The sequence below is a fragment of the Pseudonocardia sp. N23 genome, assembly GCF_002583555.1.
In the GTDB taxonomy this organism is placed as follows: Bacteria; Actinomycetota; Actinomycetes; order Mycobacteriales; family Pseudonocardiaceae; genus Pseudonocardia.
Genome location: NZ_BEGX01000062.1, coordinates 1 through 24,682, shown reverse-complemented (window position 1 = coordinate 24,682; position 24,682 = coordinate 1). Strand labels below are relative to the sequence as shown.

Here is a 24,682-nt window from a genome sequence, read left to right as displayed (position 1 = left end):
GCGGGCGAAGACGGCCGGCCCCGGCCCCGAGCGGCGCCGAGCACGTCGTGCGCGCAAGGGGAGGTGGCGGCCGGAGCGGGCGACCGTCGCGGCGGAGCGCGCGTGTGTCGGCATCCGCCCGCGGGCCCGCGTGCAGTTCCTACAGGTCAGTCGCTGGCAGGAAGCGGCCTGGCCTCCTTGAGGACGAGCGGGACGTCATCGGCGGCCAGCGTTCCCGCACCCGCCCGCGTCACGAGCATCTCCAGCGACCCACCGCTTCCAGTCGTGTAGCGCTTCCCGAGCTGGTTGCCGCCCTCGTGACCGGGGACCGGCCCCGTGGCCTGCACCGGGGTATCGACGGAGACGAGTTCCTTGCCGCCACACGTGAGGGAAAGGGGCTCCGCCGGAGCCCGCACGATGACGACCTCGGTCTGGCAGACCTGGCTACGCAGACGGGTACCGGGCTTGATCACAGTCATCTCAGGGTCTCCGTTGTGCTCGTGTCTCGGGCCGCACGCGCGAGACGACGGCCAATCACCGGCAGGCTTTCGTGCCCGACCACTCCCCATGGACCTGTTGCCACCCCGTCCGCGACCGGAGCGCACACCGGCAGGCCCGTGGGTGGGGAGCGACGCGGGCGCGACGGATCAGGTTGTCGCAGTGGCAACGACGACCAGGGTGGTGGCGGCCGGGGCGTGGCAGCCCGCGCCACGACGGCTGCACGAGTCGACTCGCTCCCGCGGCCGGGCCCGCCCCGTGCACGTCGCCGTCACCGGCGACAACCGCTCGCGCGTAGTCCCCGCCGCGCTCGCGGAGAGTCTGCAGATCGATGGGCACGACTCAGACTGTCGCTGAGAGCCGCCGTGAGTGCAAGACATTCCGAACAAGGTCACTTATCTTGTTACCCAGGTAGATAGGTACGCGCGGTTCGCCCATGCCCGCGGGCCGCGCGACCCACTCGAGCTGCAGTCCCTGGCGCGCCGCACTAGTTCAGCATCGGCGTTTCGGCGACGACGCCGAGTTCGCGGAGTTCGCGCACTTCGTCGTCGCGGAGCCCGAGGATCTCGCGCAGTACGAAGTCGTTGTCCTCTCCGAACAGAGGTGCCGGCTCCGCCGCGTTGCCCGGTGTCTCCGACAGTCGTACCGAGACCCTCGGATAGGGATGGCGGCCGACGACTGCGCGGTCCAGCTCGACGAAGCCCTCGGTTGCCGTCACCTGGGGGTCCTCGAGGAGATCCGCCGCATTGTTCACCGCGGCCGCGACGACGCCTGCACGCTGCAGGATCTCCATCGCATCGCGACGATCGTGCTGCCTCGTCCACTCCGATGTCAGGTCGTCGATCCTGCCGCGGTTCTCCTGCCTGCCCTGGGCGGTCCGGAGCGCGGGGTCGGCGAGCAGTTCCGGCCGGCCTGTCGCGCCGCAGAACTTGATCCACTCGTCGTCGGTGGCCACCGAGATGACCACCCACCGATCATCGCCCTGGCACGGGTAGCAGCCGTTGGGTGCGAATCGGCTGTCACCGGTACTGGAGCGGGCCGGTATCTCACCGGTGAGCTGGTACTCCATCAAGCCGTGACCGATCAGCGGAATCAGCCCTTCGTGCTGCCCCACCTCGATCCGTTGGCCTTCGCCGGTCAGCTCGCGGTGGTAGAGAGCGAACGCGAGGGCCGTCGCCCCGTTGAGTCCACCGAGAGGATCGGCCACGAACGGGGTCTGGAGGATCGGCGCGTCGTCGTAGCCACACAGCGCGGGAAGCCCGGACATCGCCTCGGTGGTGGATGCATAGCCGATGTAGTGAGCCCAGGGGCCCGAACTGCCGACCGCCGGGAGTGACATCATGATGATGCCCGGATTGATCTCGGCCAGCCGCTCGTGGTCGAGTCCCCACTTCTTCATCACCCGCGGCGAGAACGACTCGACGACCACGTCGCTCACCGCGACGAGGCGCTCGAAGATCTCGCGTCCCTGCGGCGAGGACATGTCGAGGGTGACGCCGAGCTTGTTCCGGTTGACGCCGCAGAAGAGGGCACTCCGCTCCCAGACCTTCGCATCGACATCGCGCATGTCCGGCGGAGGTTTCGATGCGCTGCCCCGCCGCCACCAGTCGAGTCGGCCCGGACCTTCGATCTTGATCACCTGAGCGCCGAAGTCGGCGAACAGCATCGTGGACAGGGGGCCTGCCCATCCCATGGTGAGATCGACTATCCGCAGGCCTTCGAAGATCATCGAGACCACCCGTTCGTCACGAGAGAGTCCTGGTCCTGCCCCAGCAGCGGAGCCGGGCCGGGGATCCGCCACTGAGCCTTCTGCAAGCGGAAGGGCGGCCCTGGGTGTTGCAGGGTGCCCGCCACCGGGTGCGCGACCCGCTGCCACCAGTCGCGGGCACGAAGCTGGCGCGAATCCAGCAGGTCCGCAACGGTCGCCACGGGGGCCACCGCGACATGCCTTGCCTGGCAGGCCTCCACCACATCGGCGACAGCCAGGGTCGACAGCTTCTCCCGCACCCGCGCTTCGAGAGCGTCGGCATTCGCGAGGCGCAACTGTGGAGTGGCGAAGGGACCCGTGGCGAGTTCGGGCGCGCCGATCACGTCGCAGAAGGCGTCCCAGGCGCTGTTGACATTGACGGTGAGGGCGATCCATCCGTCGCGGCACGGCTGCAACGAGGATGAGACCCCCGAGATGCGCGACCCGTGTCGTTGCCGCAGTGGCACGCCGAACGAGTGGGACGTCGTCTCGTAGAAGTCGACCGAGATCGCAGCGTCGAGCGCCGATACGCCGACACGCTGCCCGCGTCCGGATCGTCGAGCGTGGTAGAGCGCGATCGTCGTCCCGAAGGCGGCGTAGAGGGCTGCGATGTAGAACGGGTAGTCGCGCCCCGGATACACGGGAGGCTCGTCCGGTCTACCCATGGCCGCGATCCAGCCGGAGGCGGCGTAGATCGCGAAGTCGTTCGCCCGGAAATCGCGATACGGCCCGTCGTCGCCGAACCCGCTGAGACTGACCAGGACCAGCGCCGGGTTCTGGCTGCGCAACGACTCGTAGTCGATGCCGGCCGCCGCCAGGAGTCCGTCGTCGACGACGACGTCTGCCGAGGCGGCCATCTTCCGCAGCGCCTCCAGGTCGGCGTCGCACGTCGAATCGATCACGCAGCTGCGCTTTCCCGCGTTCAGGTGGAGGAACAACCCGCTGCGTTCCGGATCCGGCGTCTCCCCGGGGAAGGGTCCGGCACGCCGCGTGGGGTCGCCCTCCGGAGGCTCTACCTTGAGAACGTCGCCGCCATGATCGGCGAGCAGCTTCCCGCAGTACTGACCAGCGACCCACGAGGCGGTCTCGAGGACCCGCAGGCCCGCCATGACGCTCATGCAGACGGGACCAGCGGGCGGCGATCGGGCTCTTCCTGCAGGACGGGGCTGCGTGCCATGAGGCCCTCCTTCTCTCGTGCGAGAGTCGTCGGCGGATCGAACTGAGCCCGACTTTAGGTAAGTAAAGTACACTTGGTCAACGTGGCTAATCCGTCGCCAGGTGGCCCCTGATCACGAGCGGACCGACGCGCCCGCACGATGCAGGCCTCTGCCCGGCAGGCAGCTTCCGGCGGGCCCGCGAGAAGGAGCGGGCCGAGGCTGCACCTCTCGTGTCGCTCGGCACGGGCTCCGGGCTCACCGTCGGTGGGGACGGCAACTCACGCGCAGATGACCGCCTGTCCGCTGTCGCGGTCGCGAGCGCCCTTCGGGAAAGAGTGGTCCAGATGTTCAACAAGGTGCTCGTCGCCAATCGCGGTGAGATCGCTGTGCGGATCTTTCGTGCCCTCAAGGAGATGTCGATCAGCTCCGTCGCGGTCCATGCCCGCGACGACACCGGGTCGCTGCACACCCGCATGGCCGACGAGTCGCACGAGATGTCGCAGTCGATCGGTTCGGCCGCCTACCTGGACATCGACGCCGTCCTGGATCTCGCACAGCAGGTCGGCGCCGACGCGATCCACCCGGGGTACGGATTTCTGGCCGAGAACGCCACCTTCGCCGGCCGGTGCGCCGACCTGGGCATCACCTTCATCGGGCCGCCGGCCGATGCGATCGCGCGGATGGCGCGCAAGACCCAGGCTCGTAAGATCATGAACGAGGCAGGAGTACCTGTCATCCCCGGCACCCTCCATCCGATCACCGGTGCGGCCGAGGCGGCCGCCGCCGCCCGGAGCATCGGGTTCCCGGTCGCGGTGAAGGCCGCGGCCGGCGGTGGCGGAAAGGGCTTCCGCGTTGCGCGGGACGTGACGGAGCTGCCCTCCGCTCTCGCCGGCGCGGCTGATGAGGGGAGGAGGTTCTTCGGCGACGAGTCCGTCTATCTCGAGCGGTACTTCGAGGACCCACGCCATGTCGAGGTCCAGATCCTCGCCGACGAGTTCGGGGATGTCGTACATCTCGGTGAACGCGACTGCAGCGTCCAGCGACGCCACCAGAAGCTGATCGAAGAGGCGCCGGGACCGGTCGTCGACCCGTCCCTGCGCGCGATGATGGGGGAGGTCGCGGTCGAGGCGGCCCGAGCCGTGGGCTACCGGGGAGCGGGAACGGTCGAGGGGTTGCTCCACGACGGCAGCTACTACTTCATGGAGATGAACACCCGGATCCAGGTCGAGCACGGTGTCACGGAGGCGGTCACCGGAATCGACATCGTGAAGGAGGGGATCCGGATCGCGGCGGGGGAGCCGTTGAGCTTCCGCCAGGACGACGTGGAGTTCCGCGGGCACGCCATCGAGTGCCGCATCAACGCCGAGGACGCCGCGCGGAACTTCCTGCCGGCTCCCGGCCGCATCGAGACCTACCGGGCGCCGTCCGGGCCGGGCGTCCGCGTCGACTCCGGCGTCGAGGCGGGCAGCGAGGTGTTGCCGAGCTACGACTCGATGATCGCGAAACTGATCGTCTGGGACCGCACCCGGCACGACGCGACCCTGCGGATGATCCGTGCACTGGACGAGTTCTCGATCACCGGTGTGCGGACGCTCATTCCGTTCCACCGGGCACTCCTGCATACGAAGCAGTGGGAATCGGGAGAGACGTGTCGCGGCCTGATCGGTGACAAGGCATGGCTCAGGGCCACGCAGGTCACGCCCGGCGGCGGATCACCGGTCGTCGACGGCGGTGGCCGGGACGGGTGACCCACCCGGTCCCGGTGTCCCTCGGACGGAGCGGCCCGCGCGGCCGGCCGCCTGCGATCCGACAGTCGGCCGAACCTGCCGCCTGCTCTCGGGTCGCCATCGTGAGACTTGGAAAACTGAGATCACCTGCTTATTGTGGTTATATATCTGAGGGTTGCGCGGAGACTCGTCCGGGACCCGATGTGTTGGAGGTGGGCACGATGAGCGTCGGTCGGCGATCACACAAGCCGCTTCGCCGGTTCGCCGGTGTGCCGGGGCGGGACCGCCGTGCTCTCGACCGGTGAGGCCGCTCCCGCCGTCCCGCCTCCGACTGCGCACGAGCGGGTCGTTGCGCTGTTCGACGCGCGTACCCGTCCGGTCGAGTACGGACGGCATGCGAACGCCGCGACCGCCGACGTCCTCGCCCCGGGGGATGGCGTGGTCGTGGCCTTGGGCGTCGTCCACGGCCGGCCGACAATGGCCATCAGCTACGACGGCTCGGCTGCCGGCGGTACCCACGGCGCGACGGCCCATGCCAAGATCGAGCGGGGCCTGCGACTCGCCCAGCACGTCGGGGCCGCCGTCGTACTCTTCTCCGAAGGCGGTGGTTTCCGACCGTCCGAGCCGCCGTACTACGCAGAACGTCGGGATCTCGTCCACGAACTGGCCCTGCTCTCCGGGCGAGTGCCTCTCGTCGGTGTCGCCGTCGCGTCGGTGTGGGACATCCGCGCCCTGGAGCTCGGCGTCACGGACATGATCGTCGGAGTCCACGGCGCGTCGGTGGCACTGGACGAACCCGGCCCCGGTTCCGACGCGCCGCACGTCGCCGATGTCGGAGCCCTCGAACGCGAGGGCGCCGTCAACGTCGGGGTCGGCTCGGTGGCCGAGGCGATCGCCGTGGTCCGGAAGTACCTCGACTACTTCGCGACACCGAGGAGACCGCTGCAGCAGGCGGAGGACCCGCAGGTGGCCGAGGAGCTGGCTCGCCTGATACCGGACAACCCGCGGCGTGCCGTGGACGGCCGGCGTCTGACCGACCTGGTCGCCGACCCCGATTCGGTGCTGCGCCTGAGCGAGCGGTTCGGCGGGTCCGTGCAGACGTCACTGGCGCGGGTGGGAGGACGCGCGCTCGGGCTGGTCGCGAGTCACTCCATGGTGAAAGCCGGCGCGCTGGACAGCGACGCCTCGGACAAGCTGGCGCGGTTCATCAGACTCTGCGACAGCTTCCAGCTGCCGATGGTGTACCTGACCGACGTACCCGGGATCCTGGCCGGTCCGGCGGCGGAGCACTCCGCGATCAACCGGCATTCGGCGCGTCCGTACTTCGCGCAGGTGCATGCGCGTATCTCCCAGCTGACCGTCGCGGTCCGCCGCGCCTACGGGCAAGGGATGGTGATCATGGGACTGGGTCAGCACAGCCCGGGGCAGACGTTGACGTTGGTGTGGCCCTCGGCGGAGTTCGGCGGCATGGGACTGGCCGGAGCGGCAGCCATCACCGCGAACTCCACCACCTCCGCCCAGGCCACGGGTGGTCGCAGCGAACAGATGCTGTACCAGGACCTGGTGTCCCACGGTTCGGCGCTCCCGGTGGCTCAGCGGTTCCGCGCCGACGACGTGATCGAGCCGGGCGACACCCGCGCGCGACTCCTGGCGGCGGTCGAACTGCTCCCCGTGGCCGACGCGTCGCGCCCACACATCCCGCTGGATCCCTGGTGACGCGCAGTTCGGGACGGCCGGGTGAAGGTTTGTCGATGTCGATCGACGAGCTCGCCGCCTGCACTGCCGACGTACTCGACCCCCAGCGGCCGGATGCGGTGGCGAAGCAGCATGCGAAGGGACGGCTGACGGCGCGGGAGCGGGTGACGCTCCTCCTCGACGAGAACGCCGAGTTCATCGAGTCCGGCGCCCTCGTCGAGCCCGCCAATCCCGCGCTCCACGGACCGGCCGACGCCGTCGTCGTCGGCCTCGGACACGTGCACGGCCGCACCTCGGTCGTCATCTCCTACGACTACACGGTCCTCGGCGGAACGCAGGGCATCAACAGCCACGCCAAGACCAGTCGTGCCGTCCTGCTGGCCGATCGCCACGACGCACCTGTGTTCCTCCTGTCGGAGGGTGGGGGTGCGCGGGCACAGGAGATGAGCTGGGCCCGACTGAGCAAGTCCTCGGGTGACTTCGAGGGCCTGGCTCGCCTCTCGGGGAGGGTCCCGCTGGTCGGCCTCGCCCTCGGCCGGGCGTTCGCCGGTCACGCCATTTTGCTCGGCGAATGCGACGTCATCATCGCCACCGAGGGGTCCGCGATCGGCGTGGCGGGGCCACCGCTCGTCAAGGCGGCCACGGGTCTGGAGTACACGCCGGAAGAGATAGGTGGCGTGCACATCCACGAGGCGGCCGGCGCCGCGGAGCGGATCGTCCGCACCGACGCCGATGCCATCGGCGAGGCCCGGGCGTACGGCTCGTACTTCATCCGGCCGGTGGTGCCCTACGTGGAAGGTCGGGCGTCGGTCGGTGCCGACCTGCGTCGGGTGGCGGAGCAAGCCGGCCCCCGGCCGATGCGCCTGATCATGGAGAACCTCGCGGACGAGGGAAGCCTGTTCGAGCTCCGACCGACATGGGCGCCGAACGCGATCACGAGTCTGGCGCGGCTCGACGGGCGTGCGATCGGGATCATCGCCACGGATCCACGCGTCGACGGGGGTGGTCTGACTGCCGACGGATGCGACAAGACCGCGCGCTTCATGGCGCTGTGCAACGCGTTCGGACTGCCGCTGCTGACGTTGGTCGACAGCACGGGGCCCGTGCCGGTAGGCCGAGCCGCCGGTACGGCGCTGTTCCGCCACGCTGCGCGCATCGCCTCCGCCACGTCGCGCATCCGCGTGCCGTCGATGACGGTGATCGTCGGACAGGTCGGTGGCGTGGCGCAGGTCCTCTTCGGCGGGTTCGGTCGCTTTCTCGGCGGGCCCATCCAGGTCATGTGGCCGTCTGCTCGCGTCGTGGGCCTGGGAGCGACGGGGGACCAGAGCTCCCCTTTGGCCGTCGCGCGCACCTTCGGCACCGACGACGTGATCGATCCCGCGCGCACCCGGGATCTCGCAACGGCGATCCTGACCCGCGGGCCAGTCCTCCCCCCCACGCAAGAACTCAGCCCCATCGACCCCTGGTAGGCGGCCCTCCATGCGCATCGCAGATCGACGGACGGACAGCGCGGCGTCGGACGACGACCGGCAGGAAGGCGCGGGGCCCGGAGCGCTCGAGGGCCTGAAGGTGCTTGATCTCACCAGGTTCTGGGCCGGCCCCGCACTGACCGAGGTCCTGGGGAACATGGGGGCCGACGTCATCAAGATCGAAGCAATCCAGGCGCCGGACTGGTGGCGGGCAGGCGGCGCTCGCCTGAACGTCACGGGCGACGATCGAACACCGGGCTATGAGATCTCGCCCCTGTACAACGCCGTGAACCGGAACAAGTTCGGCGTGACCCTGGACCTCACCCGCGACGCCGGCAGGGACGTCTTCCGTCGCATGGTGGCCGAGGCCGATGTGGTGGTGGAGAACTACACGCCCCGGGTCATGGAGAGGTTCGGGCTCGACTACGCGAACCTGGCCGCGATCAACCCACGGATGACGATGATCAGTCTCCCGGCATACGGGATGACGGGGCCGTGGCGCGACTTCGTCGGCTTCGCCTACCCGACCGAACAGAGTGCGGGCTTCCCGCCTCTCACGGGCTACCCCGACGACGGCCCGTCCCTGTGGGGCTGCGCCGGCGCCGACTGCATCGCCGGCATGATCGGCCTCGTCGGATTGATGGCCGCGTTGTGTTGGACCCAGCGCAGCGGCAGTGGCCAGCACATCGACCTGTCCCAGATGGAAGCGATCTCCACGTTCCTCGGAGCACCCATGATCGACTACGGGTGGAACGGTCGTACCTGGGCGCGGATCGGGAACGCAGATACCCTCATGGCGCCGCAGGGGTGCTATCCAGCGGTCGGGTCGGACAGGTGGGTCGTGGTGTCGGTGGGCACCGACGAGGAATGGCAGGCGCTGTGCCGACTCCTCGACCGGAACGACTGGGCGGAACGCACCGATCTCGCGGACTACCACGGCAGGTTCGAGGCGCAGCTGGAGTTGGATGCCGGCATCGGGGCCTGGACGAGTGGGCGGACCGACCACGAAGCGGCCCAGCAGTTGCAGGCGGCCGGCGTCGCGGCTGCCCCGGTGTTGAGCGGTGTCGACTTCCTGACCGATCCGCACCTCGCCGCCCGGAGCTTCATCACCTACGTCGACCGCGTCCACGTCGGCCGCCAGGCGCACACCGAGATGTGGGCCAAGTTCTCGCGCACGCCTGCATCGATCCGCATGCCGGCGCCGACACTCGGCGAACACAACGAGCGCATCCTGCGCGAGCTCGCGGGAGTCGATGCCGCAGAGCTGGAAGCCCTGCGTGCGGAGCAGATCATCGGCAGCGTCCCGACCGTGCTCGGCTGACCCCCCGGAGAACCCACCCATGACGAACCAAGCCCTGTCCGGCGTAGCGGTCCTCGATCTCACCACCGGCATCGACGGCCCGTTCGCCACGAAGATGCTCGGTGACCTCGGTGCTCGCATCATCAAGGTCGAGCCGCTCGCGGGGGACCCGAGCCGCGCATGGGGCCCGTTCCCCGATGATGAGCCGGATCCGGAACGAAGTGCGCACTTCTTGTATCTCAATGCCAACAAGGAGAGCATCACACTCGACATCACGCGCCCCGCCGGCCAGCGGGTGCTCCGCGCGTTGTGCGCCTCCGTGCACGTCGTGATCGAGAACTTCGCGCCCGGGCGAATGGCCTCTTGGGGGCTGGGCTACGCGGAACTGGCCGCGATCAATCCCGGCCTGGTGGTCACCTCGGTCACGCCCTTCGGGCAGTTCGGACCGTATGCCCACTGGAAGGGGACGGACATCGTCCGCCAGGCCATCGGCGGCTGGATGGTGCAAGGGGGGCGGCCCGATCGCGAGCCGCTGAAGTCGGGCGCCAACTTGTCCCTCTACATCACCGGTGCCTGTGCGGCGGGGGCCACGCTGATCGCCCACCATCACGCCGCCGCCACGGGAACGGGTCAGCACGTCGACGTGTCCGCCATGGAGGTCATGATCACGTGCTCGGGCCAGGAGGTGTACCGAGCCAGCCAGGGCGGTCCGACGGCTGTGTGGAAACGGACCGGACACCTGCAACTCCCGTCGATGATCGTGCCGTGCCGAGACGGTTCTGTGGGAATCAACCTGCTCTTCGACCGCGACTGGAAGACGTTCTGCGCGTGGACGGGGATGGAGGACGTGCTGCAGGACCCGGAGTTCGACAGCATCGGCAAGCTCCGGGTGTCGCGTCGGACCGGTGAGCTGAACGAACGCATCGTTCGGTGGACCCTGCAGCACGACCGTCGATGGCTCGTCGAGGAGGGCCAGCGTCGTCGGCTGGCCATCGCGGACATCCCCGAGATTCCGGACCTGTTCGAGTCACCCCAGCACATCGCCCGAGGTTTCCTGGCCCACGTCGAGCACCCGGAGGCGGGCTCGTACGTCCAGCCCGGCGCGCCCTTCATCATGAGCAAGACCCCGTGGCGGGTCACCCGGCCGGCCCCGCTGCTCGGTTCCGCCAACGAGCTGTGGGCGCTCACGTAGTTCGGTTCTGGCGCACGTTGTGCGACCGGATGTTCGGCGCTTCTCCCATTCCAGAATCTGCCGGAATCCGGCCGGGTGATCAGGTCTGGGTAACACGACCACGGACGTGGGAGCTGGCTTGATCGGCACGACGGCGTTGGCGGGGAAGTGGCCGGTGCTCGGCCGGCCCGAGCAGGCCGCGGTGCGGCTGCAGTTCCGGACGGAACCTGGTCGGGCGCCGAGGACGATGACAGCACCCGTCGCGGGCCCGGTGACCGCCCCGCCGCGAGCCGAGGGCACAGAATCGCGACGGACGCCGGCGGCGGCCGATCGACCCGGACCGCTACGACCCGACGTCCGCGCTGCGGGCAGGTGAGAAGTCGCCATCGCCGGTCGGGACCGACAGCGTGCACCGGCCGGCCCCGGCACGATCCCGCTGCGGCCCGGCCGGCGGCCGCGGACCCCGCGTCGGCGCCGGGCACTGCTGGATGCAACCGGGATGGAGGTGCTGCGGTGCGCCGAGTCCGGGCGGTCCTACTGGTGGTGGACGGATCAGGAGTGGGCTGATCTCCTCGGCCGCGGCCGGCACGGTGTCGGCAATGTGGCTGCGGGGCGCGCCGATGCGGCCGTGCGTCCCGATCTGGCCGCGCACGCCGTCCCAACCCGGGTGGGCTCACCGCCTCTACCGGCTCGGCAGCTTCAGCCGCCTCACCCTGGCCCGGCGCGTGTTGGGGCGCGCCCGCGTGGACGGCGGGATCGCTCGGATCCGCTCCGTGCCGGCCGGCTGGGGCTACCGGTACGGCCGCGACGACGACCAACTGCGGCCGATGGTGTCCCCGGCGCAGCACAGGCCGCCGCCGAGGGCGCGGGTCGCCCACGACATCGCACCGCCCATGGATATCGGCGAGATCGCCGGTTGCCCGCCGGCCTCGCGCCGGTTCGCCGTGGCGCCGATCAGCCGTCCCGCCCGGCCTGCACGCGCGGCGACGGCACGGACATTCCTCTGTCCGACGCGGCAGCACCTCCGGAACGGCGAGGAGGTGGCAGTCAGGCGATGACGGCGATGAGATCGCCTTCGGCGACCGATGCTCCCACCTCGGTGCACAGTCGGGCGATCGATCCCGATGCCGGCGCCTCGACGGGAATCTCCATCTTCATCGACTCCAGCACGACCACCATGTCCCCGGCTGAGACCTGCTGCCCGGCTTCCACCGCGACCTCGAACACTATCGCCGCGATCTCTGAGCGCACCTCGATCATGCTGTCGTCCCCTTGTCGGTCTGCTCGGATGCGGCAGGATCACGCTGCACCCACTCGTCATAAAACAGTATCCTGATTGGCTGGATGTTTTCAAGATCGGCCGATCGAGCCCACCTCGGCCGGCCTGACCGGGCGCTCACCAGCGAGTGTCCGACGTGCGTTCGGCTCCTCGGAGCGGGACCGGGGAACTCTGATCAGTCGACCGAATCGTGGTCCGGTCCGTCGTGGAGCGCCGTGGCCGCCGGTGGATCGGGGCCGCACGATGCGGTACCGGCCGCGACCGGTGTCACAACGACCGGACGGCCCCACCGTCGATGAGGTAGTGCTGGCCGGTGATGAACCCGGCGCGAGCCGAGCACAGGAAGGTGGCCAGGGCGGCGACGTCCTCCGGCCGCCCGAGTCGCCTCACCGGGATGTCCTGGGAGACCGTTGCTTCGAGCGCATCCCAGTCCTCGGCCAGCGATGGGTTGATCTTCCGCATCGACTCTCGCATCCGCTCGGTGCGGACGGCTCCTACGCCGAGCGTGTTCACGGTGATTCCTGATGGGCCGAGTTCGAGGGCAATCGACTTCTGGAACCCCAGGAGTGCCGGGCGGAACGTGTGGGAGAGGAGAAGCGGTGTCGCGGGGTTCCACTCCTTGGCGAGGATCGTTCCGACGTTGAGCAGTCGGCCCCACCGCGCTGCGCGCATGTCGTCGACGACTGCCCTGGTCAGGTTCACCGGGTGCATCAGCAGCACGTTGTAGTTGTCGTCGAAGTCTGCGTCGGTGCACTCGTCCAAGAGGTAGCGATGAGGCGGCGGCGTCACGTTCGACACCGCGATCTCGATCCGCCCGAACGTGGCGCGGGTGACCGACACCGCTCGCTCGACGCCCTGTGGGGTCGAAAGGTCGGCATCGATCCCGACGGCGCGGCCGCCGGCGGCGACGATACCGGCGACCACGGCATCGACGCCGTCCTTGTTACGCGCGACGACGCCGACGTTCACCCCCTCCGCCGCCAAGGCCTCGGCGATCGCGCGTCCGATGCCCTTCGACGAGCCGCAGACGACGGCCGTTCGTCCGTGCATCCCCAGTTCCATGGCAACTCCGATTCCTCGTGCGTGGACCCGGGGGCGGGCTCATGCGTGAGACACCACCCGGTGCGGGGTCACCGCAGCCGCCACTCCGCCCGCTTGCCGCTCTCGAACGTGCGCTGGCCGGCGGCCCAGTCGTCGAGGCTGGCCATGCCGATGAACTGGGGGGACAGCTGCAGTGCGACAGACTTCGGGAGCTCGCGCGCCGCCCAGATGGCCCGCAGCGTCCCTTGCACCGCGCCGGGTGCGTATCCGGCGATGGTGCTGGCGACGTGCCAGGCCGCCTCGTGCAGGCGATCGGCGGGCACGACCTCCGAGACCAGGCCGATCTGGTGGGCGCGCCCGGCGGAGAGGCGCTCTCGGCTGCCCATCAGCTGCATGCGCAGGACCTCGCCGAGAGGCATGCGCTGCAGCATGTGCACGGACTCGTATCCGGCGACCATGCCGAAGGTGACGTGTGGGTCGAAGAAGGTGGCGTGCTCCGCGGCGATGATGATGTCGGACTCGCCGAGCATGTAGAAGGCCCCGCCGCAGGCGATCCCGTTGACCGCGGTGATCACGGGCTTCCAGGCGCCCATCGACTTGGGGCAGACGTTCATCTCCAGGGTCGACTCGGCCCCCGGTGCCCCGGGGACGACGCCTCCGCGCAGATGGGCCTTGGACGGGTCGTCGACCCTGGTGCGGCGTCGTGTGCTGACCTCGCCCATGTCAGATCGATCGGCTCCGACGCAGAACGCGCGGTCGCCCGCCGCGGTCAGCAGCACGGCGTGGATGTCGTCGTTGAAGTGGACCTCGTCCCACGCCGTCTTGAGCTCGAGTTGCATCTGAGTGTTGATGGCGTTGAGGGCTTCGGGCCGGTTGAGGGTGATCGTCGCCACGTGCTCGGCGACCTCGAAGGTGATCGTGTCGAAGCTGGTCATGCGGTCCTCCGGTGGAGACGATGCGCGGTCAACGGTCGGATGTCGTCGCGACGTCCCTCGGGGCGGGGCGGTCACCTTCCTGCCACTCCGCGGCAGGGGAGAGCGGTACCGGCCGCCGGGTGTGCGTCGGACGATCCTTCGGCTTCCTGGTCCGCAGCCGTGACCCCGCGGAGTGCGCGCGCACAGCGGCGGCCGGCCGCCGCTCTGCACGGATCTCGAGCAACCTCCCCCCGAATCATGGCTATTGTTTGACAAGCTATATAACCAGGCTAACACTCTGACGAAAGTGTATCAGCCTAACCTGATCCGTCCCTGCCTGGCGACGGGCCGGCTGTGCAGTGCCATGCGTCCATCAGCAGCAACGAGGAGCGACGGTGCCCGATCCCGACTTCGGCAAGATCACCGATGAGAAGGTCGCCGCGCTTCGGCGACGGCCCGGCATCGATCTGGATCCGGACAACTTCCTGCCGGTCGATCCCGCGGAGGCAGCCGACTGGCGTCCGGAGTACTGGGGCTTCAACCACGAGGTCACGCCGGACGGCATTCGGCACTTCGTCAACGGCTACGGCGACGACAACCCGCTGTACTGCGACGAGGAGTACGCGTCCGCGACGCGGTGGGAGGGTCTGATCGCGCCTCCGACGTTCGTCTGGCCGATGTTCACCATGCAGGACGACATTCGGCTGGGGGGCGGGGACGAGCCGCCCCGCCGGCTCAAGCCGGAGTTCGCCGCCGAGATGGAGGGCGACCCGATCCGGGGAACCGGTGCACTCCAATCCGAGCTGCAGTACGAGTTCTACCGACCACAGCGGATCGGCGACCGACTCTTCGCCAAGCGGTCGCTCGTCGGCGTCGCGGACAAGCGGAGTTCTTGGGGCGGTCGGGCGGTCCACTCGACCTTCGGCGTGGTGAGCTGGAACCAGGCCAACGAGATCGTGCACCTGCAGCGCGGCACGTGGATTCGGGCCGAGCGCAAGCACGTCGACCAGGAAGCCACGCCGGACGGGAAGGGTCAGCGCGCGATCCAGCCCGCGCCCGAGCCGTACACCGACGAGTACCTCGCGAGGATCGACGCCGCGTACGACGCAGAGCGGCGGCGCGGGGCCGAACCGCTCTACTGGGAGGACGTCCAGGAGGGCGAGGACCTCCCGGCCATCGTCAAGGGTCCGCTCCGTCTGACCGATGTCATCCTCTGGCACGCCGGGTTCGGGCAGTCGTTCCCCACGCACGCGTTCGGACTGGCTCGGCGCAAACGTCGCGAGTCGCCCGGCCTCTACACGAAGAACACCCTGAACGTGTGGGACATCGTGCAGCGGATGCACTGGGATCCCGACTGGGCCCGCAAGGTCGGTGGAGCGGCCTGCTACGACTACGGCGCGCTCCGGGAGACGTGGCTGGCTCAGCTGCTGAACAACTGGTCCGGTGACGACAGCTGGCTGTGGAAGCTGCACGTGCAGCACCGGAAGTTCAACTACATCGGGGACACGACCTGGCTGCGCGGCACCGTGGTGCGCAAGGACCGGCGGGGCTCCCACCGCGAGGTCACCCTCGAGATCCGATGCAAGAACCAGCGTGGACTCGTGACGTCCTCGGGCACGGCCGTCGTCCTCCTGCCCTCGCGTGAGGAGGGCGCCTTCCAGCTGCCCGCGCCCCCCGCGACCTCACCGCTCGACGTGCTGCGCGGCGAGGTGGAACGTCTCGCCCGGTCGACGGACGAGGTGAGCTGACGGTGCCGTCCGCGTCGCCGGTGTTCGCGGCGAGGTCCGCGCGTACCGGGGACCGGGCTCGAGCGCACCGTGAGGACAGCGACGTGCCGTCGCGTCCGTCGCTGCAGTACCGGCGCCTGGTGGATGCCAGGTGCCGACGGGAGGAGCCATCGGTGTGCGCCGGGCTCCGACCGACACAGGATCCGAGTTGCTTGTGGGAGTGGCCGTATGACATCGCCCGGTTCGAGGATCCCTGCGCAGTCGGCCGACGAGGACGCATCCGGGTCCGTGGCTGCCCAAGCGTTCCGTGAGGGGATGCGCGCGCTGTTTGCCGCGCGTGGTGAGGAACGGGCCGTCCAGTTCGACGGTGTCTGGTGGTCGTGGCGCGATCTGGCGATCCTGGGCGTCCGACTGGGGGAGCAGCTGGCCGACGCGCCGGCCGGACCGGTAGCGCTCGTGCTGCGCAACCGTCCGTCCGGCGTCGGTGCCCTGCTCGGGCTGCTCGACCTGGGGAGAACCACGTTCCTGATCTCGCCCGTCCAGCCTCCGGCTGCTATGTCGGCCGACGTCGCGCGGTGTGGCGTCGTGGCGGTCCTCGCCGACGCCGACGACTGGTCGCCGGAGCTGGCGGCGGTGTCGTGGGGGGTCGAGCTGGGCTCTGCGGATGGCGCGCTCACCGCGACCCGTCGACCGGGCGACCGGGCGAAGGCGGCGCTCCCGGGCGTCACAGGACCCAGGGGCGCCGCGGTCGTCATCCCGACCAGCGGGACGACGGGCCCCCCCAAACGGATCCCGCTGGCGTGGGGCGATCTGCCGGTACCGCGCGTACGACCGGCGGGCGCCGTCGTGATCAACGCCCTTTCCAGCGTGACGATAACCGGCTTGTCGGTCGTACTGCGGTCCCTGTGCGGGGGGCGGCCCCTGGCACTGCTCGAGCGACTGGACATTCCTGGCTGGGTCGCACTGGTGCGGGAGCACCGACCGACCTACATCGGGCTACCGCCGGCCGCGATGCGGATGCTGCTCGCCTCGGACATCGACCCGTCGGATCTGTCCAGCATCCAGGCGTGGCCGACCGGCTCGGCGCCGGTCCCGGCGTCGCTCCAGGAGGAGTTCGAGGCCCGCTTCGGCATCGCGGTCCTGCACAACTACGGCGCCACGGAGTTCGGCGGGACCGTTTCCGGCTGGACGCCGGAAGAGCACCGCGAGTGGGCGCACCGGAAACGGGGAAGCGTCGGTCGTGCCCGACCCGGTATCGCGCTGCGCATCGTCGACCAGGAGAGCGGCGCAGTGATGGCGGTGGACGAGATCGGCCTGCTCGAGGTCCGGTCGCCGTCCGCGCCGCAGCGGAAGAACGAATGGATCCGGACCAACGACCTGGCGCGGATGGACGCGGACGGATTCCTCTACATCCAGGGCCGCATCGACGACGTCATCGTCCGAGGAGGATTCAAGGTGCAGCTCAGCGAGGTCGAGGAGATCCTCTCGGCCCACCCGGCGGTGAGTGCCGCCGCGGCCGTCGGCCTCCCCGAGGCCAGGCTCGGGCAGGTACCTGCCGCGGCGGTGACGCTGGTGGCGAGTGCCGATGCGCCGTCCGAACAGGAGCTCAAGGACTGGGTCCGTGGCCAGGCGGCGCCGTACAAGGTGCCCGTGCTGGTCCAGGTGGTCGACGCGCTGCCGCAGACGCACTCCTACAAGGTGAACCGCCCGGCGCTCCGGGAGTTGCTCGAGCCGCTGTTGGTCGCCGGGCCGCGCGCGTCGGCCGCGCCGCCGGAGCAGCCCAGCGCCGTCGGAGGCGAGACGGGCTGAGCACTGCCGATACGGGGTGCGGCACGCAGGCCGGAGGCCTCGCGGTTCCGCGGCTCGCGGCGCAGGCAGCGTGTGGACGGCGAGGCAGGCGGCGGAGGCCGTCACGTGGATCGGAGGTCGGATGCGTATCGGGATGCCGTTGTCGTACAGCAGTAGCTTCATGGAAGCCGCGTCGGCGCTGGTGGAGTACGAGTCCGTCGGACTCGACCTGGTCGTGGTGGCCGAGGTCTACACGTTCGATGCGGTCAGCCAGCTCGGCTTCCTGGCCGCGCGGACCACGACCCTCGAGATCGCTTCCGGCATCCTCAACGTCTTCTCGCGTACGCCGGCGCTGCTGGCCATGACTGCGGCCGGCCTGGATCACGTGTCGCAGGGCCGATTCATGCTCGGCATCGGGGCGTCGGGTCCGCAGGTCGTCGAGGGCTTCCACGGGGTGCCCTACAAGGAGCCGGTGGCCCGAACGCGGGAAGTGGTCGAGATCTGCCGCATGGCGTGGCGGCAGGTGCCGCTGGAGTTCGACGGCCGGCACTTCCAGCTGCCGCTCGAGCCCGACCGCGGCGGCAGTGGGATGGGCAAGCCGTTGAAGATGATCAACAAGCCGGTACGACCGCGGGTGCCCATGATGTTGGCGGCGCTGGGCCCGAAGAACGTCGCCTTGGCCGCGGAGCTGTTCGAGGCGTGGGAGCCGGTCTTCTACTATCCCGAGGGGAGCAAGGCGGCCTTCGGGGAAGCGCTCGCCGCGGGGACGAGCAGGCGCGATCCGGGGTTGGGCCCGCTCCAGGTCATCGCCGACACGCACGCCTTGATCACCGACGATCCGCAGGCCGAGGAGCGCGCGCTGCGACGGATCCGTGACTTTCTCGCTCTCTACGTCGGTGGCATGGGCGCGAAGGGCCGGAACTTCTACTTCGACCTGGCCGGCCGTTACGGTTTCGCGAGGCAGGCCGAGGTCGTTCAGGGCCTCTACCTGTCGGGCCGCAAGGCGGAGGCCGCCGCAGCTCTGCCCGACGAGTTCGTGCGCGGTGTCAGTCTCATCGGCCCTCGGGCCCGCGTGGCCGAGCGGGTCGCGGCCTTCGCCGAATCCGGAGTGTCGACGCTGAACGTGACGCCTCTGGGCGAGGATCACCAGACGCGGCTGCAGACGATCGCCTCGCTCAAGGAACTCGCGTGAACGGCCCCGCGGGCTGCGGCGGTGGGTACGTCGTGCCTGGAGGCGGCTTTGGTTCGGTGCACAGATGACGGGAGATTGATGTGGACTTTTCGTTGACCGACGGTGAGCGCGCTTACCGCAGGAAGGTCCGCGACCTCGTCCAGGAGGTCAGCGGCGAGCAGATGCGGGAGTACTGGGCCGAACAGCAGGCGGTCGGCGGGGACCGGATCTTCCCGTGGGCGCCTTCGGCGCACAAGCTCCTCGCGGAGCGGGGTCTCGTGGGCATCGACTGGCCGGCGCCGTGGGGGAGGGGAGCGACCTCGTCCGAGAACTACATCCTCTCCGAGGAGCTGGTGGGCTCGGGTTTCCCGTCCTCCCCGGTCACCTCCTCGCACGCCAACGTGCGGGCCATCATCCGCAATGGCACGCCCGAGGTGGTCGAGGAGCACGTGCCGAAGGCCCTGTCCGGGGACCGGCGGTATGCCGACGGGCTCAGCGAGCCGGAAGCGGGCAGCGATCTGTTCGCGTTGCGGACCACGGCGGTGCGGGACGGGGACGAGTACGTCGTCACCGGGTCGAAGCTGTGGACGTCCTACGCCCACGAGGCGGAGTACGTCAGCGCCCTGGTCCGCACCGATCCGGAGTCGACGCGGCATCGGGGTCTGAGCATGCTGCTGATCCCGCTCGACGCTGCCGGCGTCGACATCCAGCCGGTGTGGGTGATCGGCGGGTGGAGGGTGAATCAGTGCTTCTTCGACGCGGTTCGGGTCCCGGTGTCGAACCGGCTGGGGCCGGAGAACGAGGGCGCGGCGATCCTGTCGGCCGGGCTGGCCGACGAGCGGAGTCTGAGCTTCGGCGGCACGGACTCGCGGCTGCTGCTCGCCCGCCTGCTGCACCGTTTCGCCGGCGCCGCCGACGACCTGGACGACAGCGACCTGGAAGCGATCGGCCGGTTCGCGACTCGGCTGGAGGTCGAGCGGATGCTCAACATCTCGGCGAACGCGAAGGGTGCCCGCGGTGCGGAGAGCGCGGCGGCGGCGGGCTCCATGGGCAAGCTCTACGGCTCCGAGCTCGCTCAGGAGTTCGCTCAGTGGCTCAACGAACTGCTCCCCGAGTCGATCTATCGCACGGAGTGGGGCGTGTCCGTCGACGACCAGTTGGCTGCGGACGCCGAGTGGTTCGTGCGTGGCACGGTCACCATGACCATCGCCGGCGGCACGTCCGAGATCCAGCGCAACACCATCGCCCAGCGTGGGCTGGGCCTGCCGAGGGGTGCCTGACATGTTCGATGAGCGCTGGAGCGACGAGACACGCGAGGTTTCGAGCGCGCTGCGGTCGCTGCTGGAGGGGACCTGCGACGAGCCGGCGGTCCGGGCTGCCGAATCGTCAGCGGACGGGCGGTCACGTGAGGTCGAGCAGCACCTGCGCGAGTTCGGTCTCCACGACCTGCCCGCCGAGCCCGAGCTCCTGGCCGCCGTCTCCGTGGAGCTCGGCCGCAGCCTGGCACCGGTTCCGTGGGTGGAGCTCACCGCCGTCCGCATCCTTCTCGACGTCGAGGACGCGGTCTACGCGCTGGAGAGCGACCCGCCCGCGGGGCCCGGTTCGGCTGTCGTCGCGACAGCGTCCGGCATCGGGCTGGTCGCCAACCAGGGGGAGCGGGAACGGACCGCAGCCGGTGACTTCCTCGTGCGCGTCGACCGCGGCCTTGCCGAGCAGCGGTGGGGTGAGGAGGACGCGCAGAAGCTCCGGGCCCTGACGCACATGCTCGCCGCTGCCCGCGTCTCGGGTGCGGCCTCGAAGCTGGTCGAGATCGGCGTGACGTACGCGAAGGAACGACAGGCCTTCGGTCGCTCGATCGGCTCCTACCAGGCGGTCGCCCACAAGCTTGCCGATGCGGCGACCGCGGCGGAAGGGCTGGAGCTCATCGTGAAGAAGACGGCGTGGCTCGCGGCGCGCGATGGCGCCAACGGCGTGCCGCAGCCGATCTTCGGTCTCATGACGTGGTCGCATGCGGTCGAGGTCGGGCGGCTGGTCGCGCGCAACGTGCACCAGTGCATGGCCGGCTTCGGCGCGACGTTGGAGAGCCCCGCCCAGTTGTACTCACGGCGGCTCCGCAGCTGGGCGCTGCGCCTGGGCCGCCCTGGCGACGCCCACCGCGAGATCGCTCGCATCCTCCTGACCCCGCAACGGCGCGATGCCGTCGAGGGGCTCTGGCACGAGGAGCGTGGGGTCACCGTCCCGCGCTGGGCACGCGAGCTCGACGTCACGGTCTGAGCCTCGGGCACCGGGGACCGACGTGCAGGGCCAGGGGCTGCGGTCGGTAGTGGACCCTTGATGTCACCAACATTACCTGGTAATCTAAGACATACTTTGCAGCGTGTGTCGGTTCGACCACGTCCGAGGCCGGCAGAGTCGGGCGGCGCCACAGGGTCTGGCCGTGCGTGTCCGCCGACGAGTCCGGTCCGAGCTGTCGTAGGAGGAACCAGATGGCCGCTCCGGGATCGCCGGCCCCGTGCACAACGACCTGGAGCAGCAAGTGACCGGCGGGAGCGCGCTCGCCAAGGCGGCCTGGAAGATCGCCCCCGCCCTTGCAGGAAGCGCATCGCTGCCGTAACGGTGTGCCCATCGTCGTGCCGGTCACCGAGTACACGTCCGGGACCGACGCGATCCGCACCGCTGACGAGACGCTCCAGTTCGAGGCTGGCGTATGGGCCGACCAGCACGTGCACGCCACGCCCGCAGAGCCGTTCGGCGGCCACACCCCCGCGGGCCACCTCCCCCGATCGTGCAGACCACTCCGACCGACGCCGGCGGGCTGTCGGACGGGCTTCCCGTCAGCGGTGCCGGGCCGGAGGTGTGCCGGGCACAGGTCCGAGAGGTGCGACGGGACTCGGAGGGACAGGCACCAGCACAGCGCGGAGGGGCACGGAGGTCGATCGGTGGGCGTCCGAACTCGACGCGGGACGACCGTGGATCGGATGCAACGTGGAAGGGCAGGGAACCGATGGACCTCAAGCTCGCGGGCAAGGTCGCCGTGGTGTCCGGAGCCAGCCGTGGGCTGGGCTATGCCATCGCCCATGCGCTCGGGCGTGAGGGGGCGCGGGTCGTCATTTCGAGCCGCGACCCCGTCCAGCTGGCGTCCGCGGTGGACAAGCTCGAGGCTGACGGTGTCGAGGCACGCGGCGTGGCCGGCGACATGAGCGTGGACGCCGACGTGCAGACATTCGTGCAGGCCGCGCGCGACACCTACGGGCCGGTCGACATCGCTGTGTCGAACGTGCTGCCTCCGCACAAGGTCGGATTCGATGCCTGTTCGAACGAGGACTTCGTCGCGGCCCACCAGACGATGATGATGAGCGTGATCTACCTGGCCCGCGCGGTCATCCCGGCGATGAAGGAACGGGGCTGGGGGCGACTGATCAACATCAACTCGCATTGTTCGCGAGAGCCGCACCTCGACCCGTCGCTACCCCTGTCGAACGTGACCCGCACTTCCGTCGCCTCGCTCATCAAGACCATCTCCTACGAGCTCGCGCCGTTCGGGATCACCGCGAACTCCCTCGCCGTCGGTGCCTTCTCGACCGAGCGCTCGAAATGGTTCCTGGCGGAGATGGGGATCACCGACGAGGCCGAGTTCGCCACGACCACGAAGCGCATCGCGGTGCAGCGCTTCGGTCGGCCGGAAGAGCTGGGTGCGCTCGCCGCCTTCCTCGCATCCGAGTGGTCCGACTTCATCACCGGGGAGAGCATCCGCATCGACGGCGGGATGTCTCACGCCCTGTTCTGAGACGGCTCACGTCCAGGACGGGCCATGGTCGATCACGCCACTCCGCCGGTGTGCGTCGTCGTCTCCCGGGGGCCGCGGCAGCTGTGCGTCGTCGACGCACCGGTGAACAACAGGAATCCACAGTCTGCCCAGGAGGTCGGTCGTGGCTCCATTGTCCGGAATCAAGGTTCTCGAGGTGGCACAGTTCTGGTTCGTTCCATCGGCGTGTGCGCTGCTCGCCGACTGGGGTGCCGACGTGATCAAGGTCGAGGCGCCGATGCGGGGCGACGCGATGCGCGGGCTGATCGCGAGCGGTGCCGTGCAGGCGACCGGGCAGTTCAACTTCATGATGGAGCAGCCCAACCGGAACAAGCGGAGCATCGGCATCGATCTCGCCGCTCCGGAAGGCCTGGCCCTGCTGTACGAGCTCGTCGCGCAGGCCGACGTCTTCGTCACGAACTTCATGCCTGATGCTCGGCAGCGGCTGAAGATCGACGTCGACGACGTGAAACGGGTCAAACCGTCCATCGTCTATGCGCGCGGGCACGGCTATGGGGTCAAGGGTGCGGACGCCGGACGCGGTTCGAACGACGGGACCGCCTTCTACGCGCGCAGCGGTATCGCGAACAGGGTCACGCCGGTCAACTCACCGACACCCGCGCCGACCGCTCGGCCTGCCTTCGGTGACGGGATCTCCGGCATGGCTCTCGCCGGCGCCATCGCGGCCGCGTTGCTGGGACGGGAACGCAACGGTCACGCGCCGGTCGTGGACGTCTCCCTGCTCGGCGTCGGGATGTGGCAGGTGGCCGCTGACATCGTTGCCGCCGCCGAGTTCGCCGGCGGCCTGGACCTGCCCGCTCATGACACGGTTCCCAACCCGCTCGTGAACATGTACCGAACGAAGGACGGCCGCTGGCTGCAACTGGCGACGTTGCAGGCCGATCGGTACTGGCCGGACTTCTGCGAGCGCGTCGGGCGGACGGACCTGATCGCCGATACGCGATTCAGCACGCACGAGGCTCGTCAGCAGAACCGTGCGGCCTGCATCCGCGAGCTGGATACGGTGTTCGGCGCCAGGACGTTCGCCGAGTGGCGCGCGGTGTTGGAGACCTTCGACGGTCAGTGGGACCTGGTCCAGACCCCGAGTGAGGTGCTGGGCGATCCGCAGGTGCTGGCGAACGGCTTCATGCGGCCGGTGGAATACAGCGACGGGGTGCACCACCTGGTCGACGGTCCGGCGCAGTTCGACACGACTCCGAACGAGCTGACCCGCGCCCCGGAGGTCGGTGAGCACACGGAACAGATCCTCCTCGAGCTCGGCCTGGACTGGGCCCGCATCGGTGAGCTCAAGGACGCGAACGCGATCACCTGAGTGGCGGTCGACGCTGTCGACCACCGTCGACGGGAAGCGTGGCGCAAGCGCGGGGTGCGCTGTGGTTGCAGGGACTCGCCGATCCGCAGGCAGCCAGCAGAATTCACACGAGGAGCGCAGATGGGCAATGTCGCCGAGTACCGGAACCAGGTGGCGATCATCGGTGCTGCCGTCGTCCCACCGGTGCGCCGCGCAGCCGTCCCCGTGGCCGGCATGGCCGTACGAGCCTCGCAGCTCGCGATCGAGGACGCCGGCCTCGATCCGTCCGACATCGATGGTGTTGCCTGCGGAACGCAGCTTCCCTCGTACACCTTCTCGGGAACGACGCAGGCCGGCCGCGACTTCGTCGATGCCGACTTCCTCATCAACCACATGAGACTGCAGGCCTCGTGGCGGATGGACGACGACTCGTTCCCGCCGGCGTTCATGTTCGCCGTCCAGGCCATTGCGTCAGGTATGGCTACCCACGTCCTGGTCAACCGCACACTCCACAATCCGAAAGGTCGCTACAACTCCTTCGGCCGCAGCCAGGCGAGCGGGCCGACCCAGTGGACCGTGCCGTACGGCTTCGTCGCGCCCACGTCCGGCATCGCCATGCCGTACAAGGAGTACCAGCAGCGGTACGGTGCACGGCGCGAGAACATGGGGAAGCTGGTCGTGCAGCAGCGCAAGAACGTCCAGCGGATACCCGACGCATACTGGCACGGCACGGAGCTGACGCTCGACGACTACATGAACTGTCGGATGATCAGTGAGCCGATGTGCCTGCTCGACAACGACATCCCGGTCGACGGCAGCGGCTCCTTCGTTCTGACGACCGCGGAGCGTGGGACTGTAAAACCAACGGTGTAACTCCGATCGAGGAGGAAGCACACGATGGC

Annotated in this window: 19 protein-coding genes; 13 read left to right on the top strand and 6 right to left on the bottom strand. The window is 69.3% G+C overall.

Translation table 11 applies throughout. The features are described 5' to 3' along the window. Positions 1-146: 146 nt before the first annotated feature. The 3 genes from TOK_RS19095 to TOK_RS19085 form a co-directional block, all read right to left on the bottom strand. Positions 147-458, bottom strand: coding sequence for a hypothetical protein (locus TOK_RS19095; protein ID WP_216362017.1), 312 nt, complete (start codon positions 456-458; stop codon positions 147-149). A gap of 506 nt (positions 459-964) precedes the next feature. Continuing rightward, positions 965-2,206 (bottom strand): CaiB/BaiF CoA-transferase family protein, encoded by a 1,242-nt coding sequence (locus TOK_RS19090; RefSeq protein ID WP_141566447.1) that lies wholly within the window; start codon positions 2,204-2,206, stop codon positions 965-967. Beyond that, the gene (locus TOK_RS19085; RefSeq protein WP_098959365.1) at positions 2,203-3,342 is read right to left on the bottom strand and encodes a CaiB/BaiF CoA-transferase family protein; all 1,140 of its coding nucleotides are present in this window, start codon (positions 3,340-3,342) and stop codon (positions 2,203-2,205) included. The genes TOK_RS19090 and TOK_RS19085 overlap by 4 nt, the downstream gene beginning before the upstream one ends. A 383-nt stretch (positions 3,343-3,725) precedes the next feature. Between TOK_RS19085 and TOK_RS19080 the strand changes: the two genes are divergently transcribed. From TOK_RS19080 to TOK_RS19060, 5 genes are all read left to right on the top strand, one after another. Beyond that, on the top strand, positions 3,726-5,129 hold the full coding sequence (locus TOK_RS19080; protein WP_098959372.1) for an acetyl/propionyl/methylcrotonyl-CoA carboxylase subunit alpha: 1,404 nt from the start codon (positions 3,726-3,728) through the stop codon (positions 5,127-5,129). Positions 5,130-5,396: 267 nt separating this feature from the next. After that, positions 5,397-6,824, top strand: a complete 1,428-nt coding sequence (locus tag TOK_RS19075; RefSeq protein ID WP_141566446.1) for a carboxyl transferase domain-containing protein — start codon at positions 5,397-5,399, stop codon at positions 6,822-6,824. 35 nt (positions 6,825-6,859) lie between these two features. Then, on the top strand, positions 6,860-8,272 hold the full coding sequence (locus TOK_RS19070; protein ID WP_098959363.1) for a carboxyl transferase domain-containing protein: 1,413 nt from the start codon (positions 6,860-6,862) through the stop codon (positions 8,270-8,272). A 10-nt stretch (positions 8,273-8,282) separates the two neighbouring features. Next, positions 8,283-9,593 (top strand): CaiB/BaiF CoA-transferase family protein, encoded by a 1,311-nt coding sequence (locus TOK_RS19065; protein ID WP_098959362.1) that lies wholly within the window; start codon positions 8,283-8,285, stop codon positions 9,591-9,593. Next, positions 9,526-10,764 (top strand): CaiB/BaiF CoA-transferase family protein, encoded by a 1,239-nt coding sequence (locus tag TOK_RS19060; protein WP_098959361.1) that lies wholly within the window; start codon positions 9,526-9,528, stop codon positions 10,762-10,764. Before TOK_RS19065 ends, TOK_RS19060 begins: the two co-directional genes overlap by 68 nt. 1,026 nt (positions 10,765-11,790) lie before the next feature. On the opposite strand, the gene TOK_RS19045 is transcribed toward TOK_RS19060, so the two are convergent. From TOK_RS19045 to TOK_RS19035, 3 genes are all read right to left on the bottom strand, one after another. Then, positions 11,791-12,003 (bottom strand): biotin/lipoyl-binding carrier protein, encoded by a 213-nt coding sequence (locus TOK_RS19045; RefSeq protein WP_098959359.1) that lies wholly within the window; start codon positions 12,001-12,003, stop codon positions 11,791-11,793. A 286-nt stretch (positions 12,004-12,289) separates the two neighbouring features. Next, positions 12,290-13,072 carry an SDR family oxidoreductase gene (locus TOK_RS19040; protein ID WP_172457649.1) on the bottom strand — a complete coding sequence of 261 codons (783 nt, stop codon included), beginning with the start codon at positions 13,070-13,072 and terminating at the stop codon, positions 12,290-12,292. 80 nt (positions 13,073-13,152) lie between these two features. Then, entirely contained in the window at positions 13,153-13,998 is an 846-nt protein-coding gene (locus TOK_RS19035) for an enoyl-CoA hydratase/isomerase family protein (RefSeq protein ID WP_098959357.1), read from the bottom strand. Between the two features lie 374 nt (positions 13,999-14,372). Between TOK_RS19035 and TOK_RS19030 the strand changes: the two genes are divergently transcribed. The 8 genes from TOK_RS19030 to TOK_RS18995 all read left to right on the top strand — a co-directional run bounded on the left by TOK_RS19030 (position 14,373) and on the right by TOK_RS18995 (position 24,653). Next, the gene (locus TOK_RS19030) at positions 14,373-15,725 is read left to right on the top strand and encodes a MaoC family dehydratase N-terminal domain-containing protein (protein WP_098959356.1); all 1,353 of its coding nucleotides are present in this window, start codon (positions 14,373-14,375) and stop codon (positions 15,723-15,725) included. A 267-nt stretch (positions 15,726-15,992) separates the two neighbouring features. Continuing rightward, positions 15,993-17,513, top strand: a complete 1,521-nt coding sequence (locus tag TOK_RS19025; RefSeq protein WP_172457648.1) for a class I adenylate-forming enzyme family protein — start codon at positions 15,993-15,995, stop codon at positions 17,511-17,513. 121 nt (positions 17,514-17,634) lie between these two features. After that, the gene (locus tag TOK_RS19020) at positions 17,635-18,684 is read left to right on the top strand and encodes an LLM class F420-dependent oxidoreductase (RefSeq protein WP_098959371.1); all 1,050 of its coding nucleotides are present in this window, start codon (positions 17,635-17,637) and stop codon (positions 18,682-18,684) included. A 92-nt stretch (positions 18,685-18,776) separates the two neighbouring features. Next, entirely contained in the window at positions 18,777-19,943 is a 1,167-nt protein-coding gene (locus tag TOK_RS19015; protein ID WP_141566445.1) for an acyl-CoA dehydrogenase family protein, read from the top strand. Between the two features lies 1 nt (position 19,944). After that, positions 19,945-20,937, top strand: a complete 993-nt coding sequence (locus TOK_RS19010; protein WP_098959353.1) for an acyl-CoA dehydrogenase family protein — start codon at positions 19,945-19,947, stop codon at positions 20,935-20,937. Positions 20,938-21,667: 730 nt separating this feature from the next. Beyond that, positions 21,668-22,450 (top strand): SDR family oxidoreductase, encoded by a 783-nt coding sequence (locus TOK_RS19005; protein ID WP_172457647.1) that lies wholly within the window; start codon positions 21,668-21,670, stop codon positions 22,448-22,450. Positions 22,451-22,592: 142 nt separating this feature from the next. Further along, positions 22,593-23,801, top strand: coding sequence for a CaiB/BaiF CoA-transferase family protein (locus tag TOK_RS19000; protein ID WP_256387987.1), 1,209 nt, complete (start codon positions 22,593-22,595; stop codon positions 23,799-23,801). 120 nt (positions 23,802-23,921) lie between these two features. Next, positions 23,922-24,653 carry a hypothetical protein gene (locus tag TOK_RS18995; RefSeq protein ID WP_098959350.1) on the top strand — a complete coding sequence of 244 codons (732 nt, stop codon included), beginning with the start codon at positions 23,922-23,924 and terminating at the stop codon, positions 24,651-24,653. Positions 24,654-24,682: the final 29 nt, after the last annotated feature.